The organism is Metabacillus indicus (genome assembly GCF_046603695.1).
In the GTDB taxonomy this organism is placed as follows: domain Bacteria; phylum Bacillota; class Bacilli; order Bacillales; family Bacillaceae; genus Bacillus_P; species Bacillus_P indicus.
The window spans coordinates 255,787-273,395 of sequence record NZ_CP176757.1 but is presented as its reverse complement, the minus strand read 5'-3'; the positions used below and the strand labels follow the sequence as shown (position 1 = coordinate 273,395).

Here is a 17,609-nt window from a genome sequence, read left to right as displayed (position 1 = left end):
TACAGACAGATTTCTATCATATCGTGTCTATTTTGGACATATCGCCGGGCGATACAATAAAAAAAGAGTCAATCCGCTTATGATGGGGTTGACTCCTGCTTTGTTATTTTTTGAATAAAGAAAACAGCCAATTCCAGCTCTCTTTAGGCCCCTGCATTCTTTCTTCAAGGCGTCTGTTAAAGTCATTCTGCGAATTCCATTCCTGCTTCTGCTCATCACGCATGGCCTGAATTTGCTTTTGAAGCAGCTCGCTCTTTTCTTTTTCCTCTTCAAGAAGCGCTTCATAGTGGGCACTCTGCTGCTGAATCAGCTTTTCCATTTTCACGTTCGTCTTGTGAGCTGAATTTCCGATTGTGGAGCTGATGACGTGGTGGTCCTGCTGAAGTCTGGAGACAGCTGTTTTCAGGTGAGACATATCGTTTTTCAGCTCCAGATTCATCTCCCGCGCGGCTGCAAGCTCATTTACCACATACATCAGAGCTTCTTTCAGCTGAGCCGGATCATTCGGCAGCTGATTGTATGTACCTGATACAGCAATCTCTGACGTATCGGATTCTGTTAAACGCTCCTTTTGCCGTTCCACTAGATCCTTTGCCGTTTCGTCCAGCGGCTTGTCCGTATCGCGGAGCGCTATAAGCGCATTCAGATCAGTCTGAACGAAAATTCGCCTGTCTCCATCTTTTAAGAATTCATATCCGTTCCGTTCTAAGATCTGGCCATATTTACGGACGGTGGGCGTTGCAATCCCCACTTCTTCCGCGGCTTCCTTTGAAGAAAATGCCCGTTCATTCGGTTGTATATCGCGTCTCATATCGGCCCCCCTTTCCTTTAACTATGAAGGCTTTCCTTCCTTTTTGCAAGCTGTATCGCCGGGCGATACGAGGATGAATCAGATAAAGTCAGCATGAAGGTGAAAAGCTGAAGAAAAAGCCTCATTCATACTTGAATCAGGCTTCATTTACTGGTATTCACTTATAGTATTCGAACCTGTGCACCCCAATTTAGTCTGTGGTTCTTATTTTTTCTGCGTTACTCCATGTTTTTTGAAGCGATATGATGATAGACTGCACCGATTATGCCTGATTGGTTTCCGAAACTTGCCGGCTTCATTGCAGCCGAGAATGCCGGTTCAATTTCCAGGATCCGCTGCTCTAATTCATGCATGAATGTTTTTCTTGAAATAATGCCTCCACCGATATAAAAAACAGGAGGTGCAAATACATAATATAAATTCAATATGTTCATTGCGAGTCCGGTGTATAAGTCACCGACAAGACGCGAGGCTGCTTCTTCCCCGTTGTCATAGGCTTCAAAGATTTGCTCGCCGGATATATCTTGAAAAGGGATGTTCTTGCACTCTGCGTATTTCTGACGGAGGATTGCAAGCGTCGCTGATTTGTTAAACTTATGACTTTCTGCAACGTCACTTGTAACGTGTTCGCTGAACATGTGACCAAACTCACCCGAACGGTTGCGCACACCGCGGTAAAGAGCGTCGTTCAGGTAAATGGCACCGCCAATACCCGTTCCAATCGTAAGGAAAAGAAAGTCCCGCTCTTCCTTTGCACTGCCTTTCCATTTTTCCGCAAGCGCTGCACAATTCGCATCATTTTCTGCACTAATAGTCAGGCCGGGATATCTCTCTTTAAAGTAGTCAAAAATGTTAAAGCCATTAAAATCGACAATCGCACCGCCCATTTCAATGAAACCCGTCGACGGATCAATATATCCCGGAATACTGAGAGCTAAACCTGCTGTATCTGAATCGATCTGCCTTTCAATTTGAGATAGAATCGTCTCGCCTTTTCTGTTCTCCAAAGATCGTTTCCCGGACTCTATAAGGTCACCTGCAAGAGAAAATTTGCCGATTTTCAAATCTGTGCCGCCGATATCAAAAGCTAATAGATGCTTCATCTGTAACGCCTTCTTTCTTATTTAATATGCTCACTCTCATGAAAATAAAGAATTACCCCCTGCATCTGTGTGCGGGGGGTAATTTTTTATTTAGTTCTTTCAAGCAATCGCACTTTCTGACTGTTCCTTTGCTTTAAGCTCTTCGCTGTAAGATAAGCGGTCCTGCATTCTGACGAATGGAAGATAGATCGCCACAGACATCGCAATCGTTGCAAGCTGCAGCAGGGCAGCTCTCCAGCCGCCAATCAAAAAGCCGGAAACAATCGGCGGTGTCGTCCAAGGAACCTGAAGGGCATTGAACGGTTCTACCCATCCCCAAATGATTGAGAAGTAAACCATGAACGATGCAAGTGCAGGAACCACGATAAATGGAACAAACATGATTGGGTTGAACACAATCGGCATACCGAAAATGATTGGTTCGTTGATGTTAAATAGTCCTGGACCAAGAGATAATCGGCCGAGCTGCTTTAAGTGTGACGACCTTGCCACCATAAGAGCCGCGATAATGAAACCAATCGTAATCCCTGATCCCCCGAGTTTTGTAAACACATCCAGGAATTGAATGGTTACAATTTTAGCATTTTCTCCGACAACCAGTGCTTCACCAGAATCAATAATTGCCTGGTTTTGCAGGGCATTGGCTGTAAGAAGCGGTCCCATAACCCCCATGATGATGGCAGCACCATGAATTCCGCACCACCATAAAAGGGACATCAAGACCATGATCAGAACTGCTCCAGTAAGCGTGTCCGTCAAGTTTTGCACTGGCACCTGAAGCAGTGTATAAACAACTTCAGTAAATGTCTTATCGGCAAAAGCCTGACACAGTGCAAATACAATGACTGCAGCTGTGATAACGGCAAATCCCGGAATTAAGGCAGAGAACGAGTTCGCTACACCAGGAGGAACACCATCCGGCATCTTAATGCGGATGTCGCGTTTAATAAATTGTGCGTAAACGAATCCGACAAACAGTCCGACGACAATGGCTGCAAGGACACCCTGGCCGCCAGTCCAGACTTTTGGAATAACACCTGTGACTGTTTCGCCGTCTTTTGTCAGGACAGAAGCCTGGGTAATGATCAGGAATGCGATGATTCCTAAAATACCAGCCGGCGTACCTTCTATTTTTTCATTCTTAACGTATGAGTATGCTATTCCAAAGACGCCGATCAGCGCCAGAATATCAAATGTAGAGCCTACGACCTGAGTAAGCGGAAGGCTCCACTGTTCACCGAACAATTTTACCATAGTTTCTGCCCAGCCAGGAATCGGGGCAGCAAGAATGAGCAGGAAAAGGGAGCCGATAATGGTCATCGGCATTGTTAAAATAAAACCATCCTTAATTGCAAGTGTTGGTTTCGCATTTGCAAATCGAAGGAAGAAAGGCATGAACTTTTCAAATATACTTTCTAAGCGGCCCATCAGATTGCCTCCTTAAAGTTCTTCTGCGCGAGTGGCGATGATGTCCTTGTACCAAAAGAACGACTGCTTCCGTTTTCGTGCAAGACCATTTTTGTGGTCAACGTAGATAAATCCGTATTGTTTTTTATATCCATTCAGCCAGCTCAGCAAATCAATGACAGACCAGGCAAAGTATCCTGAAACATTAATTCCTTCGCTTACGGCATTCTTTACAGCTCTTAGATGGCTTTCAATGTAGTCGATGCGGGGCTGATCAAGAATCTCTTCGCCTGCGATCGGGTCTTCATCTCCCAGACCATTTTCAGTGATGTAGATCTTGATGTTTCCGTAACGCTCTTTAAGCATGCGCATACCATCAAGGAATGCGTCAGGAGCGATTTCCCATCCCCATTTCGTATACTCTTTATCATCCATCATGACTGTTTTGTATACGCCGTCGAATGACGGATTTCCAGGCTTGCCTGTTGAATTCTCGCGGCCGCCTGACATAACGAGTGCTGAATCGTTTTTCATGACCCGCTGCGGACAGTAATAGTTCAGTCCGATGAAATCATTCATAGGAGCCGTCCGGCGAAGCAAATCAAGCTCTTCCTCTGTCATTTCCGGAAGCAGCCCTTGAGCTTCAAGCGCATCCGTTACGTATTCAGGGTAAGATCCTTTTAAGATTGGATCATAATACCAGTGTGTCGAATAGGCATTCGCATGTCTTTCAGCAAATTTATTTTCTTCGTCGTTATCAATGCTGAACGCAGGGTTGAATACGTGAGTGATGCCGATTTCGCCTTCATAGCCTGACTTCTTGAAGCTTTCCACTGCACGTGCATGAGCAACAAATACATTATGTGTTGCCTGGAAGTAGGCTTTGGCATCCCCTTCGATTCCCGGCGGATGTGCGCCTGTTAAGTAGCCTAACGAACAGAAGATAACAGTCTCGTTAAACGTAATCCAGTTTCGTACACGGTCGCCGAAAGCTTTATAGCAAACTTCAGCAAATCTGACAAATGCATCAGATGTTTTCGTGTTCCGCCATCCTCCGTCTTCTTCAAGAGGCTGCGGCAGATCCCAGTGATACAGTGTCACGAAAGGGATAATGCCATATTTCAGACATTCATCAATGACATTGTTATAGAAATCAAGTCCCTTTTGGTTTACCTCTCCAGTACCGTCCGGGATAATGCGTGTCCAGGCAATTGAGAAGCGGTATGATTCAAGGCCCATTTCTGCCATGAGCGCGATATCTTCTTTATATCTGTGATAGTGGTCAATGGCCACATCACCGTTCGTTCCTTCAAATGTTTTACCGGGAATCTTTGAAAAGACATCCCAGTTTGAAACTCCTTTACCATCCTCGTTCCATGCACCCTCTACTTGGTATGAAGCCGATGCTGCACCGAAAAGGAAATCCTTTGGCATTTTCAAATCATTCACCCCGTTTATTTATTTGCTAGTTTCAATGCTTGATCAAATACTTTTGCGCCGTTCATCATTCCGTAGTCAACTGTGTTGACAACATCAATCGCGACACCTTTTGGTTCACAGATTGATTTTCCTTTATTCAGTAAGTACTTCACCTGAGGACCAAGCAAAGCGACATCGATTTCATCTGAATACTTCTCCATCTCTGACTCAGGGTAAGCTGCAATTTGAGCCTCTACGCCGCGCTCAGAGGCAACCGCTTTCATTTTCTCCACTAACATACTAGTTGACATGCCTGCTGCACAAAATAGTCCGATCTTTACCATATCAATTCATCCCTTTCAAATTGTTAATTTCTTTTTGCATGGCCATCATATGATCCAATAATTCTTTTACTAGAATCGTATTCATTAAGTGATCCTGGGCGTGAACCATCAGGACGCCGACTTTTGCTGATTTCCCCTGAGCCTCAAGTGTGACAAACTTTGTCTGAATCGCGTGTGCTTCCTTTAATACGGAATCACCTTTCGCTACTTCAGCTTCTGCCTCTTCGATTTTGTTTTCTCTGAGCAGATGCAAGGCTGCATGATAACTTGCTTTCGCATCTCCTGAAAATGCGATCAATCCAAAAATATCTTCAGGGCTTATTTCAATTGCTTGTTCAACCATCTATGTACACCCTTTCATAAGTATGATTTAAATTCATAGGTACAAATTTTATAAACTTATAATAACTTACTAGATTTCAAATGTAAACCCTTTTTTAATTCACAAAAAAAAGAGAGCTCTCAGCCCTCTTCACACTTAACTCCCTTTCATATTCGATACTTTCAGCAATTTCACATGTTTGAAATGATGCACGGACTGTGAATAATCAAAGATTGCGCCGTTTGTTAAACAAACCGTATTATCCACAACCAGTGCCGGATCATTGGCTTTTAACCCGAGTAATTCAGCCTGCTCAGACGTAAGATAGTCTGCACCGATTATTCTGTCTGCAAAGCCGATCGCAAGTTTCTGGTCATTCCTCAAATAATTATAAATGGATTTCTTCACGATATTTTCATCAAGATATTTCACAAGGTCTTTGTTGAAATAAGAGGTTTCAATCGAAAAAGGGTCTCCATCAACAAATCTCAGCCTTTTCACGTAATAAACAGATGTTCCGGCTTTGCAGCCCATATTGACTGCAAGGTCCTCATCTGCCTCTATCAATTTAAAATCAAGAAGTTTATTTTCTACAAGGCGGTCACTGAAATCGTTCGTTACCCCCTGCAGTCTTTCAAGGTTAACGTGCCCTCTGTTGTGATGGTTGCGGATAAACACGCCACTGCCTTGAACTTGATACACATATCCTTTATTAACAAGAATATCAATTGCTTTACGGACGGTGTTGCGGCTGACCTGATATTTTACGGCATATTCATCTTCCGTCAGCAATTTATTCGTTTTCTGATAAACATGATGGATAATATCTGACTCTATCTGGCCGGCCACTTGAAGATACTTTGGAGCCATTCTGTTCGACACCTCTCTATATATACTAAAAACTAGAAATGATTATAGCTGAAAATAGTGTAAACGAATTCATAAAAATATCATACTAAATTTTTAAAGTGAATCAATCATGATGTTTTGCCCCAGGCTGGGCATCCGCACACTCATTTAGGTATCTGCCCGCATAACGTACATAAGCGTACGAAGGATGGAGGCTTATCCATGAAAAATTTTTATGCGTTTCAGGGAATCGTCACAGCTATCAGTGATTTTAACACAGGACAAAGCGGCGAAGGCTGCTTCAAAGTATTCACTGTAGAAAATCAATCGGGCTCGACTGTAAACTTCATTGTGTCACCTGCCACTTATTTTGTCGACCATGCCATGGTATCAACAGGAGATTTTGTGACGGGATACTATGACGGAAATGCACCGGTCCCCCTCATCTATCCGCCCCAATACCAGGCGCTGGTGATGGTAAAAGAAAGCCAGAATCAAAGTGTGAAAGTATCCTATTTCAACAGCCAGCTGGTGAGCAGCGATGGACAGCTTAAGCTGAATCTGTCACCTTTTACGCAAGTTTTGCTGACAAACGACCAGGCTTTTACGGGCAACCCCGCTAACCGGGATCTTGCTGTGATTTACGGGGCTTCCACGAAAAGCATTCCTGCCCAGACTGTGCCTTACAGGGTGATTGTGCTTTGCTGATTTCAATGGAAAAAGGCCCATTCTTTGCTTCAGCAGAGAATGAGCTTTTTTGATTCTTTATCAGGGATGTTTGAGGCAGAATTTTAGTCAGGGGTGTTAAGAGGATTTCTGAGTGAGGATAGCATGAGGCCTAACTAAAACTAACCCTTACATTTCCTTCTTTTTGTGCTGCTGACATACAAATAGATAAAAAGTCCTGTATTTGTTTGATCTCCCACTTAACGAATTCGCTCTCCGGTATTTTATTCATTCTCCAGAACTTCTGATATTCATTCAAAGCTTTCTCCATCTGCTGCATGGAAAAGGACGAGCTGCTGCCTGTTCCGCTGACTCCTCCGTTATATTCGTCAGCATCCAGTACACCATAAACGATGGACGCGTGTCCATTGCCCATGCTGAAACGAAGGTAGGCCATCTCTTCTCCTGCCTGATTATAACCGCAAATATCGTGACCCATTAATTGTCCTCCTTTAAGATTAAATAGTGATAAGAATACGATTCCTGAAGAATTATAAACATTTGTTTACAAATAGATTCACCTCCTTTAAATGGAGTTGGTTTTTTGGGATCAACGCTGGAATAGAATACGCAGATGATAAAAGAGTGAGGAATTTCCCGCAGGTGAACAGATGGATTTTATAGGATAAAAGACTCATTTTCCTTTTTCAATCATCACACTTTCCTCGGTTTCAGTCAATATATAGACGGAACATTTACCGAATTTTTACAAACAAAAAGACTGCTCATTCATTTGAGCAGCCCTCTATATGACGAGCCTTACCCCAGCTTGCGTTTAAATTCTTTACCTGCAAAATAGTAAGCGACGACCATGATGCAGAGGCACCAGGCTAGTGCGGTCCAGATGTCTCCTCCAGCGGAGCCTTCATTCAAGAGAGCGCGAAGAGTATTTACGATTGCTGTGACAGGCTGGTTTTCAGCGAAAATCCGGATGATTTTAGGCATTGTCTCCGTTGGTACAAAAGCTGAACTGATGAATGGAAGGAAGATCAGCGGATACGAATAGGCAGTCGCCCCTTCCATAGATGATGCTTTTAAGCCGGGAATGACAGAAAGCCATGTGAGCGCCAGTGTAAACAGACCGAGTATTCCGGCTGCAGCAAGAACATCCAGGAGCCCTGCCTCAGAACGGAAGCCCATCAGGACAGCGACAAGGATGACAACAGCAATTGTCAGTGCGTTCGAAACAAGCGAAGTGAGAACGTGTGCCCACAATACAGATGATCGCTTAATGGGCATAGTCATGAAACGTGAAAGCAAACCGCTCTTTACATCGTTGTACAGCCGCAAAGAAGTATAGGCGACGCCGGATGCAACAGTGATCAGCAGAATTCCCGGCAATAGGTAATTGACATAGGGTTCTGTTCCCGAGTTTATGGCCCCTCCGAATACATAGACGAACAGGAGCAGCATCATGACCGGCGTAACAGCCACCGTAATAATCGTATCCGGGCTCCGCATAATATTGAGCATTAATCTCCCCAGTAATACTCCAGTATGGCTTCTCATTTACATCTCCTCCTTTTTGTCGATAATTGCGAGGAATATTTCTTCCAAAGTCGGCTGCTTTTCGATATATTCTACTTTCGCCTGGGGGAACATTTTTTTAAGTTCGGCAAGGGTACCGGTCGTAATCATTTTTCCTCCATGCAAAATGGCGATACGATCAGCCAGCTGTTCCGCTTCCTCCAGATACTGTGTTGTCAGCAGAATTGTCGTGCCTCTGCGGGCGAGCTCTCTTACGGTATTCCACACTTCCATTCGCGCTTCAGGGTCCAGTCCCGTTGTGGGTTCATCGAGAAAAATAACGGACGGATTCCCGATCAGGCTCATGGCAATGTCGAGCCGGCGCTTCATTCCCCCTGAATAGGTATCCGCACGCCGGTCAGCTGCATCTGTCAGACTGAATGTTTCCAGAAGATTGTCTGCCGCACGTGCGGGACTGGAAACTCCCCGCAGCCTGGCAATCATCCTGAGGTTCTCACGTCCGGTCAGCATTCCATCTAAAGCTGCGAACTGCCCCGTCAAACTGATGTGCTGCCGGACATGATCTGTCTGCCGCCTGACATCATACCCGCAAATCGCTGCTTTACCGCCATCGGCCTTTATCAATGTAGACAGAATGTTGACAATCGTTGTCTTACCCGCACCATTTGAACCGAGCAAAGCAAAAATTTCTCCGCGTTGAACTTCGAAGTCCACTCCTTTTAACACTTCCTTATCTGCAAAGGATTTTTTTAATCCTTTTACTGATATCACGTTCATTCCAATTCCTCCCATTTGTAATTTGGTGAATAATACAGCTGACTAATCAGTACCACAGGTAACAAGTATCACTTATTACCGTGTGAAAAAATAACTGAACAGCGAAGGTGGCTGACACAGCCGGCTATTCAGTCAAGATTATTTATCACTTTTTCCTAATCGTTTCATAATACTCTGATTCAAATCTTCACGGTGTTTAGCAGTATACGTTCTCGCTGAAGCTATCAGTTCATCTGCAAAAGCCGCCACGTCTTCCCCTGTGATTTCAAGTATTCGTCGGCCCTCCGCTGCTCCGCTTTCGAACAGTTCGATCAGCTCATACTGGATATGCAGCATATCCATTCCGCTGCCTGAAGAGAACCCCCACATATAATGCTGAATTTTCTTAAAGACAAACTGATAATCCTCAGGCAGGGCTTCCACCCTAGCCATCATCGTTCTGTACTCTTTTTTATCGCCAATCATTTTTCTAAACCATTCCATCATGGTGTTTTTCCTCCTTTTTATTGGTGAGAATTCAGCCTGCTAATTGGACTTCAAAACGTTAATTTTCGCAGATACAAATTCCCACTTTCTCCAAAAAAGATCAAGTTCCTTTCTGCCTGCTTCATTTAGTGTATAAAATTTGCGAGGGGGGCCCATATCCGACGGTTTTTTTTCAATGTTCACCAGCTGTTTTTTTTCTAAACGAACAAGAATGGTGTAGACTGTCCCTTCCACTACTTCTGTAAACCCAAGTTCATTCAGGCGCCGGGTAATCTCATAGCCATACGTTTCATTCCGGCTGATGATTTCCAGCACGCATCCCTCAAGCGATCCTTTAAGCATTTCTGTTAAGTTTTCTATGTTGAGAACCTCCTTTAGTTTATGTGACGTATTTAAACACTATTCAGTATTGCTTATTACTTATATATAGTATTACTTAGTAGTAAAGGTGTCAACTAATTTTTAACATTTTCTCTTGGATAGTATCGGAGAGCAAAAAAAAGAAGCCTCTCACAAGTCTCATCAACTCATGGGAAGCCTCCTGTCTCTTCTGTCCAGAAAAGGTGCCTAAACTCCGAATAGCATTGACACGGTCCAAAGTTCCAGATTCACACATTATGCGATAAAGCAGTCACATTCTTCTTCTGCGAGCGCCAAGCACACAGCAAAATGCTGATTTCATACAGCAAGAACATCGGAATGAGCACGAACAGCTGGGATACGAAATCTGGCGGCGTAATGAGAGCCGACAGGACAACGAGTCCAAAATAGACGTATTTCCGGTATTTTCTCATAAAATCAGGAGTTAACAGCCCAAGCTCCGTCAGGAATAAAACGACAGCCGGCAATTCAAAGAGCAGCCCCAGCGGCAGGATGATCTGGAATAAAAACCGGAAGTATTTCTCAGCCGTGAACATCGTTTCAAACATCCCGTCCGATAGGGACACAATAAACTCAAACACCATCGGAAAAACTAAAAAGTAGCCAAACGCAACCCCGCTTACAAATAAAAAGAACAACAATGGAATGAACATCAAAGTTGCCGTCCGTTCCACCGGTTTTAATGCGGGTTTGATGAAAGCCCACACCTGATAAGTGATCAGCGGAATGCAGCATGCAAACGCACAAATACTTGCGAGCGTAAAATAAATCCAAAGAATATCAGAAGGTCCAAGCACCGTCAGCTCAAGTTCTGCGTCATTAAGAATCCAGCGGTAAATGTGCTCTACACTTAAAAAACCGGCTATCAATAGAACCGCATAAGACAAAGCCACTGTGATAATACGCTTCCGCAACTCCATCAAATGATTCTGGATAAATTCCTGTTGTGTCATCTTCACCCCTCCATCTTAGAAAAAAGGGACCTGCCGTTCGACCAGCCAAGTCCCTTCCTTTTCTGCTCTTAAGATTCTCTTTGAACAGCAGCGGTTTCTTCTGTCTTCGCTTTCTTCGGCTCTTCTTCTGACATCAGGTCTTTTGTGCCTTTCTTGAACTCACGCAGGGTTACCCCAAAAGAACGTCCGATTTCCGGCAGTTTTGAAGGCCCGAATACAATCAATGCAATGATGACAATTAAGATCAGCCCTGGAACTCCGATATTTTGCAGCATAGTAACGCCTCCTGTTTTTTTAAAGTATGCTTCCTTTTAAAACGTTTATTTTCACTTCGCCGTTTGGAACTTCACATTGCCACAGCAGCTTTTTAGTCGCTTCCGGCTTTTCAATATTATCGACCGAGTAAGCAGTCCATGTTGCTTTTGTCTTGCTGAGCTGCAGCACGGCATATCCGTGAGTTGTGCTGTCGAATAAATCAATCCATGGATTTTCGATTTTCACGATATTTTGAAGCTCTTTAAAAAGCAGCTCAGCCGTAAAAGTTGTAACGCTGCTGAATTTCCCTTTTAACTGTTTCACCAGCTCATCAGCTGCGTCCATTGGAATGGGACTTGAAACATCAGGTATTGAGTTCATGGAGTTGCGAAGGGATTCTCTCAAGTTACTGGATGTGACCGAACCAACCATCAGCTCCACCCCGTACTTTTCACCGCCGCGCTTGTACTCATTTTGCATGTAAGATGCTTCAAACGTGTGAAAATCACCGGTCAGCGCAAGGAAGTTTTTGATTCCATTGTCCAGCACCGTTTGAGCGATCTGCTGTCTTTCATATGCATAGCCATCCCATGCATCAAGGTTCAGATATCTCCCCAGCGCTTTCAATTGTGTTACCTGCACTTCATTGCCCCAGATCTTCCACGTTCCCTTGGCATTTTTCAGCTCATTTAAGAACCACTCTTTCTGGGTTTTCCCGAGCATCGTACGGCTGGAAAGGTTAATATCCTCGCACCCGCCTGCCAGGTAGCGGTCCAGCGTGCCTTGTCCGCAAGGGTGTGCACTTCTGTATAGCCGCTCATCCGTCATGATAATCGATGCAAGATTTCCGAACGTAATGGTGCGGTAGATTTTAACGGAATCCTCAAACGTTCCATTTGGATTGTAAGGGACACGGGCCGGAATGTATTCAAACCAGACCTGATTCGCAACGAGGCGGCGGGCCGGGTCGGAGTCCGGATTATCATCCGGTGCGACGGCCGGATAGTGCGTGTCGTTTGCAAACTCATGATCATCCCAGATGCCAATCATGGCATGCTTTTCATGCAGCTTTTGCAAGTCCTTGTCCGAACGGTACGTCTGGTACAGCTTGCGGTAGTCCCTAATCGTGAACGCCTTGCTCTGTCCGCTCGGCAGTTTAATTTGACGGCCGTCAATATTCCCCTGGTAGGCAGCGTCGCCGACCGACTCATAAATGTAGTCTCCGAGATGCAGGAAAAAGTCCATTTCCTCATCCGCCATGTAGCCTAGCGCATTAAAGTAGCCATTAGTGTAATCCTGGCACGACACATACCCGATGGATGCTGACTGAACATCCGCTCCTTCTGCCGGCAGTGTCTTGAAACGGGCCGTCTTACTGACAAGTCCGCTTTTCGTAATGAACCGGTAATAATACGTCTGACTGGAAGCAAGCTCACCATCCAAGTCGACACGCACAACATGGTCATGGTCCTTCCAGATCGGAGAAAAGCCTCTCATTTCAACTTCAGAAAAATCTTCTTTTTTACTTATCTCAAACATAATGAATTTACCTTGATTAATGCCATCTTCTAAAGAAGCATCGTTTGCAGCTTCATTTTCAAGCCAGTAAATAACTTCACTGGAGAACTCCTTATTCGTTAAACCAGTCTCCAAAGAAGGATCAACCCTTGTCCAAAGCATCGCACCCGTCGGCGTCGGATCACCTGACGCAACAGACTGCGGGAAGCCTTTCCCAATAGCTTGTGATGCAGCATATGGCTGAACGGCCGTTGCCGCTTCCGCCCGGGAAACCATCGACGTCAAGCGGGAAATTCCGGACGTCTCCAAAGCCATAACCGCAGATCCTGCCAGAAAATACTTCAGGAACGTCCTGCGTGATTTATCGTAATTGCTGCCTGATTGATGCTGATCATGATTCTTGTCCAAGGTAATTCCTCCTTCAAGATGTCTTCACCCATGATTCTACCGGCTCAATTTAAAGGCAGTAATAAGGACTTATTACAAGGCGTTTATAAGAATGTAAAGGAGAGGTAAAAAGCGGTGAAGGAATTGGGTGGGTTGGAAAAGAGAGGTAGTAGTGGGAATAAGAAGGTGATTGATACCTTGTCTTTGGAAATCAAACATAAATTGCACATAAAAAAGGCCACCTGTTTGGTGACCCTGAAACTTAAACGTTATTGATTTCCATCACATTGTACTAATATCAATGACAAAACGGTACTTTACATCTGAATTCAATACACGTTCGTATGCTTCGTCAATTTGATCGGCTGAGATGACTTCAATCTCAGGACCAATCTTATGTTCAGCGCAGAAATTCAGCATCTCCTGCGTCTCACGAATCCCGCCAATTAATGATCCAGCAAACGAACGGCGATGACCAATCAGAGAGAACACGTTTAACGAGAGCGGTTCTGCCGGTGCACCTACGTTTACCAGGCTGCCGTCAAGTGCAAGAAGGGAAAGATAATCATCCAGCTTCAGTTTGGCACTTACCGTGTTAATAATCAGATCAAACGTACCGGCAAGCTTTTCAAACGTCTCCGGATCACTTGTGGCATAGTAATCAGCGGCTCCAAACCGCATGCCGTCTTCTTTTTTCTTAAGGGATTGGGAAAGCACCGTCACTTCCGCTCCCATAGCGTGTGCAATCTTAACAGCCATATGGCCAAGACCACCGAGACCGACAACCGCTACCTTTTTGCCCGGACCTGCCTTCCAGTGATGCAGCGGAGAAAAGGTCGTAATGCCCGCACAAAGAAGCGGCGCAGCCTGATCAAGCTCAATCTCATCCGGAATGCTCAGCACAAAGTCCTCAACCACAACAATATGAGTAGAATAACCGCCCTGCGTCGGCTCGCCGTATTTATCGACACCGGCATAGGTAGGAACATTTCCTTTCAGGCAGTATTGTTCCTCCCCTTGCTGGCAGTTCTCACAATCACCGCAGGAGTCTACCATACAGCCAACCCCTACCCGGTCACCGACCTTATATTTCGTAACCTCGGGCCCTACATCCGTAACTATTCCTGCAATCTCGTGCCCAGGTACAAGCGGATAATTCACCTCGCCCCATTCCCCGTGCGCTGTATGAATGTCAGAATGGCAGATCCCCGCAAATTTAATTTCAATTAATACATCCTTTGAATCCAGATCGCGCCGCGTAATTTCAGCCTCTTTAAAAGGCTTGTCCGGCCCGTCAACAGCTCTTGCTTTAGCAGTAATCATAGAAAAACCTCCAGAATGATAGTTTCAGATTAAGAGAAAGCAAAGTATAGAACACAATACTCTCTATGTTTCTATACCTCTTTTTGCTCTTGTGAAACCATGGTAACTGTTAGAGTTGGCTGTAGGTCAAGTGGAGGGGTTTATTTAATTAATAGGTTGCTATGCATCCGTGCTAATATTAATAGCCTTCAAAGCATGAATATTGAGGTGTTTTCCTAGACCTGTAAGTATATTATATGTCGAGATACATTTAGGATAGATTTATACAGTTACTCATGGAAAAATCATGCGGCAACAATGGATAATATTCTTCTGAAAGGCGGAGTGGAGGCTTTGGCAAGCTCTCTTTCAACCAATAACCTTAAGTATTATAATCTTAGGATTTTATGATTTTAAGTCCTTTTATAAGTTTTTTAAATTTAACCTAATTTAAATTCTAACGATTAATAGCTCCTGTACTTTTCATACATAATCGTTGAAAGATAATTTCCTTTGGATACAAAGAATAATATAGAACGGCCTGTTTATGAGTAGAAATTTCCCCCTATACAGTCTACTAACACTAATCAGTTGCTCTATTCAATAGCCTATATTGCTATGCACTCTATATTTATCCGCCTATAAATATTTTAAAAATTCCGATAAATTAGTAGAGTATATGTTAAATGTTAGTAATGTACAGTATAATTAGAATACATAAAAGTATAGGAGGAAATGAAATGGCAATAATTCCAGTAAAGCCGGCTTTAGATTTCCTAAAAAAAGCAGCACCACCAGTAGCAAATTTTGTTAAAAACAACTGGAAAGAAGCAGCTATAGGTGTACCTTCTGTACTAAATGAAATAAATAAATTTAACAACAGCAAGGGGAAATCTGACAAGAGAGAGATTAAATTACATCACCGGAAGAAGCAATACGTAAAATACAAAGTAGACATATTGCCAAAATTAAACAACATGAAACGGAAAGAACTTGTGAATGCAAAACTTGAAATTGAGCAGTTTATTCAGCAAATCTATAAAGAAGAACAAGAAGAGTTTAAAGCTAAAAAAATTGTTCATTCAAAGAGATCAAGCAATTGGAATAAAATACTCATCCAAATTATTGATAAAATAAAGTCTAAAGACTATCAAGAGTATTTATTAATTTATAACAATCCTGATTATAAAAGCGAATACTTCGAAGGTTTCGACATTATTGTAAAAAAATTCAGAAATTTAATATCAAAATCAGATACCGAGGAGTTATGTCAATTTATTATAAAAAATACTGGTAAAACAGATAATGAAGTAAAAGCAGATTTTTTACTTTGCTAATAGAAATATTTAGATTAGTTTATAAAGAATACTTTCAAATCAAATACAACCCCAAAAATTTTATTAAATAATGTTGCGCTGGAACAACTCTTATTAAATATGAAGCGCAGACTGCTCTATCCTCTAATGAATCTACGATATATGTTTTACCAATAGTTCCACCAGTCCTTGCGATCATTATATCTCTAGTTGTTTTTCTCTTTTAATTTTTTTCTTTAATTAGTTTTTCCTTATGCTCTTTCTCACTCTATAGCCTATAAATTCAATAAGAGTAGGCAGATATTACATATAACATCATCGTTCCGAACAGTCTTTCTACGATTCTATAGATTGAACCGCAAAGGTGACACTCGGGACTAATTCAGCGACCACAAAGGGGCAATTTAGCGATTTTGAAGAGCCATTTGATCTTTTTTCTGAAGTATGCTATTGAAGATGTTTAAGGTATAGGGAATATGATGTTTGTTAATGACAGGTTATACATTATAAATTCGTATTTGGGCTATCTAATATTTAGGGGTTCGAGGAACCATTCTTTTGTACCCGTCGATTTTGGCATTCAAGAAGTTGTTACCGTACTTGACTATAGGTAATATCTTTACATTTACAACTTCATCATGTTCTTAATTAACGCTTTAACTAAAGCTGCATGATTAACGTTGTTTTAAACCCGAGAGAAGGATATCGCCTAAAATAATCATATAATTTCCCAACAACTTTTAGTGGAATATCACTTTATGATATAAATCAAACGGGAAAATTAGAGATCTTATAGAATTAATTGATATACCTTTTAAAAAAATTTACTAAACCGTAAATACTTACTACTAACATGAAGTTTCATTGACAAGAATCCACAAAAAAACGTTCTCATACATGAAAGAACGTTTTAACAAACTATATAATTTATGAAATATGTTGTATATCCTTGTCTAATTTTTTTATTGTTTTAAAGATATAACCCTTGAATTTTTTTTCAATCGCTTCATCATCTAATTTACTTATGTTTTTTATATTTACTACATTAAACAAAAACTCTTTTTTTTGATTAATTGTATATTCATCAAAATTTGGTATATATTTACTTGTTGATCTTTTATAAATTATTTCATGATAAGCCTTTACAAATTTTTTAATTGTTTTGGGACTAATATGATTTATATTAAACCGTTTAAATTGTTTTTCAATAAATCTGTCTAATTTATATAAAACTTCTATATCATCAATTTGAGAATAGAAAAAAACCCATCCATACTTCTTACCGTCTATTATTCCACCTGTTATCTTTAAGTTTAAGCTCCAGACAAACTCACTCGATCTTGTGAAGTCGGAGTATTTATATTTTGTAAATACTTCAATTAAGGATTTCTCTAACTTATAAATATTCTCTTTTCTTACACCTATTTTTTTGTTATTAAATCTATATCCCAAAAAAGAAAATTCATCAGTTAAATAACCGTAAATATTTTTCTCAGTATTAATATTTAATTGTAATTCTTGTATCTCAAATATTAACTTCTTCTCTATTTCTTCTTTGTCTTTGACATTACAAATAATTAAAATGTCATCCACATACCTAAAATATCCACATTTTTTTTGCTGTGAATATTCATAATCTAATTGGTTCATATATATATTCGCTAAAATGTTAGATACAGACAAACCTTGTGGGACACCAAGAAAATTCTGATCGTAAGGTTTTTTTGTATTCGAACTAATAGTGGGTGTTTGGATAGCTTTGGTA

The 17,609-nt window shown here is 42.0% G+C and carries 19 protein-coding genes; 2 read left to right on the top strand and 17 right to left on the bottom strand.

Translation table 11 applies throughout. The annotated features are described in order from the left end of the window. Nucleotides 1-103: 103 nt before the first annotated feature. The 7 genes from ACK1LH_RS01615 to ACK1LH_RS01585 all read right to left on the bottom strand — a co-directional run bounded on the left by ACK1LH_RS01615 (nt 104) and on the right by ACK1LH_RS01585 (nt 6,276). Nucleotides 104-811, bottom strand: a complete 708-nt coding sequence (locus ACK1LH_RS01615; protein WP_029286148.1) for a hypothetical protein — start codon at nt 809-811, stop codon at nt 104-106. A gap of 218 nt (nt 812-1,029) precedes the next feature. Further along, nucleotides 1,030-1,914 carry an ROK family protein gene (locus ACK1LH_RS01610; RefSeq protein WP_411334311.1) on the bottom strand — a complete coding sequence of 295 codons (885 nt, stop codon included), beginning with the start codon at nt 1,912-1,914 and terminating at the stop codon, nt 1,030-1,032. 99 nt (nt 1,915-2,013) lie between these two features. Continuing rightward, nucleotides 2,014-3,342 (bottom strand): PTS sugar transporter subunit IIC, encoded by a 1,329-nt coding sequence (locus tag ACK1LH_RS01605; RefSeq protein WP_411334310.1) that lies wholly within the window; start codon nt 3,340-3,342, stop codon nt 2,014-2,016. A 12-nt stretch (nt 3,343-3,354) separates the two neighbouring features. After that, nucleotides 3,355-4,761, bottom strand: a complete 1,407-nt coding sequence (locus ACK1LH_RS01600; RefSeq protein ID WP_029286153.1) for a GH1 family beta-glucosidase — start codon at nt 4,759-4,761, stop codon at nt 3,355-3,357. A gap of 14 nt (nt 4,762-4,775) precedes the next feature. Continuing rightward, nucleotides 4,776-5,084 (bottom strand): PTS sugar transporter subunit IIB, encoded by a 309-nt coding sequence (locus ACK1LH_RS01595; protein ID WP_203289403.1) that lies wholly within the window; start codon nt 5,082-5,084, stop codon nt 4,776-4,778. Nucleotide 5,085: 1 nt separating this feature from the next. Next, entirely contained in the window at nt 5,086-5,427 is a 342-nt protein-coding gene (locus ACK1LH_RS01590) for a PTS lactose/cellobiose transporter subunit IIA (RefSeq protein WP_029286157.1), read from the bottom strand. 135 nt (nt 5,428-5,562) lie between these two features. After that, nucleotides 5,563-6,276, bottom strand: a complete 714-nt coding sequence (locus tag ACK1LH_RS01585) for a GntR family transcriptional regulator (RefSeq protein ID WP_411334309.1) — start codon at nt 6,274-6,276, stop codon at nt 5,563-5,565. 201 nt (nt 6,277-6,477) lie between these two features. Between ACK1LH_RS01585 and ACK1LH_RS01580 the strand changes: the two genes are divergently transcribed. Continuing rightward, nucleotides 6,478-6,963: a hypothetical protein gene (locus ACK1LH_RS01580; RefSeq protein WP_411334308.1), complete on the top strand. Its 486-nt coding sequence runs from the start codon at nt 6,478-6,480 to the stop codon at nt 6,961-6,963. Between the two features lie 130 nt (nt 6,964-7,093). Here ACK1LH_RS01580 and ACK1LH_RS01575 read toward each other — a convergent pair whose 3' ends face one another. The 9 genes from ACK1LH_RS01575 to ACK1LH_RS01535 form a co-directional block, all read right to left on the bottom strand. Further along, entirely contained in the window at nt 7,094-7,420 is a 327-nt protein-coding gene (locus ACK1LH_RS01575; protein WP_411334307.1) for a hypothetical protein, read from the bottom strand. Nucleotides 7,421-7,740: 320 nt separating this feature from the next. After that, nucleotides 7,741-8,490: an ABC transporter permease gene (locus ACK1LH_RS01570; protein ID WP_411334306.1), complete on the bottom strand. Its 750-nt coding sequence runs from the start codon at nt 8,488-8,490 to the stop codon at nt 7,741-7,743. Continuing rightward, nucleotides 8,491-9,246: an ABC transporter ATP-binding protein gene (locus ACK1LH_RS01565; protein WP_411334305.1), complete on the bottom strand. Its 756-nt coding sequence runs from the start codon at nt 9,244-9,246 to the stop codon at nt 8,491-8,493. It lies immediately after the preceding gene. A 138-nt stretch (nt 9,247-9,384) separates the two neighbouring features. Beyond that, nucleotides 9,385-9,732: a DUF1048 domain-containing protein gene (locus ACK1LH_RS01560; RefSeq protein WP_029566278.1), complete on the bottom strand. Its 348-nt coding sequence runs from the start codon at nt 9,730-9,732 to the stop codon at nt 9,385-9,387. 39 nt (nt 9,733-9,771) lie between these two features. Continuing rightward, a complete protein-coding gene (locus tag ACK1LH_RS01555; protein WP_411335054.1) occupies nt 9,772-10,092 on the bottom strand; it encodes a PadR family transcriptional regulator in 321 nt (106 codons plus the stop codon). A gap of 248 nt (nt 10,093-10,340) precedes the next feature. Beyond that, nucleotides 10,341-11,066, bottom strand: a complete 726-nt coding sequence (gene tatC, locus ACK1LH_RS01550) for a twin-arginine translocase subunit TatC (RefSeq protein WP_411334304.1) — start codon at nt 11,064-11,066, stop codon at nt 10,341-10,343. 68 nt (nt 11,067-11,134) lie between these two features. Then, nucleotides 11,135-11,341 carry a twin-arginine translocase TatA/TatE family subunit gene (locus tag ACK1LH_RS01545; protein WP_029566281.1) on the bottom strand — a complete coding sequence of 69 codons (207 nt, stop codon included), beginning with the start codon at nt 11,339-11,341 and terminating at the stop codon, nt 11,135-11,137. A gap of 19 nt (nt 11,342-11,360) precedes the next feature. Continuing rightward, a complete protein-coding gene (locus ACK1LH_RS01540; RefSeq protein WP_411334303.1) occupies nt 11,361-13,247 on the bottom strand; it encodes an alkaline phosphatase D family protein in 1,887 nt (628 codons plus the stop codon). Between the two features lie 261 nt (nt 13,248-13,508). Beyond that, nucleotides 13,509-14,549 (bottom strand): NAD(P)-dependent alcohol dehydrogenase, encoded by a 1,041-nt coding sequence (locus ACK1LH_RS01535; RefSeq protein WP_411334302.1) that lies wholly within the window; start codon nt 14,547-14,549, stop codon nt 13,509-13,511. A 719-nt stretch (nt 14,550-15,268) separates the two neighbouring features. On the opposite strand from ACK1LH_RS01535, the gene ACK1LH_RS01530 reads away from it, so the two are divergent. Then, entirely contained in the window at nt 15,269-15,865 is a 597-nt protein-coding gene (locus ACK1LH_RS01530; RefSeq protein WP_411334301.1) for a hypothetical protein, read from the top strand. 906 nt (nt 15,866-16,771) lie between these two features. Here ACK1LH_RS01530 and ACK1LH_RS01525 read toward each other — a convergent pair. Beyond that, nucleotides 16,772-17,599, bottom strand: coding sequence for an RNA-directed DNA polymerase (locus tag ACK1LH_RS01525; protein WP_411335053.1), 828 nt, complete (start codon nt 17,597-17,599; stop codon nt 16,772-16,774). Nucleotides 17,600-17,609 lie beyond the last annotated feature (10 nt).

Bases quoted from the DNA above. Each gene is read 5' to 3' on its own strand.
- ACK1LH_RS01605 (WP_411334310.1), bottom strand. From the start codon at position 3,342: ATGGGCCGCTTAGAAAGTATATTTGAAAAGTTCATGCCTTTCTTCCTT.
- ACK1LH_RS01570 (WP_411334306.1), bottom strand. From the start codon at position 8,490: ATGAGAAGCCATACTGGAGTATTACTGGGGAGATTAATGCTCAATATT.
- ACK1LH_RS01560 (WP_029566278.1), bottom strand. From the start codon at position 9,732: ATGATGGAATGGTTTAGAAAAATGATTGGCGATAAAAAAGAGTACAGA.
- ACK1LH_RS01545 (WP_029566281.1), bottom strand. From the start codon at position 11,341: ATGCTGCAAAATATCGGAGTTCCAGGGCTGATCTTAATTGTCATCATT.
- ACK1LH_RS01615 (WP_029286148.1), bottom strand. From the start codon at position 811: ATGAGACGCGATATACAACCGAATGAACGGGCATTTTCTTCAAAGGAA.
- ACK1LH_RS01530 (WP_411334301.1), top strand. From the start codon at position 15,269: ATGGCAATAATTCCAGTAAAGCCGGCTTTAGATTTCCTAAAAAAAGCA.
- ACK1LH_RS01565 (WP_411334305.1), bottom strand. From the start codon at position 9,246: ATGAACGTGATATCAGTAAAAGGATTAAAAAAATCCTTTGCAGATAAG.
- ACK1LH_RS01575 (WP_411334307.1), bottom strand. From the start codon at position 7,420: ATGGGTCACGATATTTGCGGTTATAATCAGGCAGGAGAAGAGATGGCC.
- ACK1LH_RS01590 (WP_029286157.1), bottom strand. From the start codon at position 5,427: ATGGTTGAACAAGCAATTGAAATAAGCCCTGAAGATATTTTTGGATTG.
- ACK1LH_RS01535 (WP_411334302.1), bottom strand. From the start codon at position 14,549: ATGATTACTGCTAAAGCAAGAGCTGTTGACGGGCCGGACAAGCCTTTT.
- tatC (WP_411334304.1), bottom strand. From the start codon at position 11,066: ATGACACAACAGGAATTTATCCAGAATCATTTGATGGAGTTGCGGAAG.
- ACK1LH_RS01580 (WP_411334308.1), top strand. From the start codon at position 6,478: ATGAAAAATTTTTATGCGTTTCAGGGAATCGTCACAGCTATCAGTGAT.
- ACK1LH_RS01610 (WP_411334311.1), bottom strand. From the start codon at position 1,914: ATGAAGCATCTATTAGCTTTTGATATCGGCGGCACAGATTTGAAAATC.
- ACK1LH_RS01595 (WP_203289403.1), bottom strand. From the start codon at position 5,084: ATGGTAAAGATCGGACTATTTTGTGCAGCAGGCATGTCAACTAGTATG.
- ACK1LH_RS01585 (WP_411334309.1), bottom strand. From the start codon at position 6,276: ATGGCTCCAAAGTATCTTCAAGTGGCCGGCCAGATAGAGTCAGATATT.